Here is a 796-nt window from a genome sequence, read left to right as displayed (position 1 = left end):
AAATATGTGTACAGTGGAAAAGAGATGAACATTGGGGGAATGAGCTGCGTATTCAGGATCAGAAAGTAACACTTGATTTAGTGATTTCTTGCTTAGTTAAAGTGTTAATGTTTTATCGGTTAAACAAAATGATCAAACAAATCACGAGAGAAAAATACTTCTATACAGATAAGGAAGAAATCGAGAGGATATGTTTGTTAACGAATTGGATAGTTACCGAAAAACATTATCAAGAACAATTATTTAACGAGCATTTTTCCTTAGAAAAGTATTTATTTAACACGCTAAGGCAAAATATTGAAGACGCATTTCCAATTCATTTCGATTCGTTAATAACATTTTGTACGCAACCGCTGCAAAAAAAATTAAAAGAAGCAGTCGGATATGGAATTGACGAAATGAAGCGTGAGGAGGAGCATCAGAGCTTTGTACAATCGATCCGTGATTTTATTAAAAGAAGAAAATCGAAATCAAATGAATTACATATCGTTCAAGGAGAGAATTTTACATTTTATAAACCAACTGGGGAACAGTATAGTTATCTTGAACTAAAAACATTAATGTATAATGAGCCGCTTTATATTTTAGGATTAGATGCAAATGAAATGAATTTATCACCGATCATTACATTACTGCCAAAGAAAATTTATATATACGGGGATCATCCGGCCGAAGCCAAAACATCAACTATATTAAATATTTTTCAAGAGAGAGTTACTTTTTTGCCTAAAGAACGCTTTCCTTTTCACTATCATGTTAATTAATTGCCATAATACATAAATCTTGATATAATTCT

At 31.3% G+C, this 796-nt stretch carries 1 protein-coding gene; it reads left to right on the top strand.

Translation table 11 applies throughout. From position 1 onward, the window contains the following. On the top strand, positions 1 to 764 hold a 764-nt coding region (ytxC, locus tag ACPYKA_RS14900), incomplete at its 5' end, for a sporulation protein YtxC (protein ID WP_479543006.1). Positions 765 to 796: the final 32 nt, after the last annotated feature.

The organism is Pseudogracilibacillus amylolyticus (SeqCode) (assembly GCF_051918545.1).
In the GTDB taxonomy this organism is placed as follows: Bacteria; Bacillota; Bacilli; order Bacillales; family Amphibacillaceae; genus Pseudogracilibacillus.
Note: the sequence above shows the minus strand (reverse complement) of the source record. Positions and strands in the feature narration are given on the sequence as shown.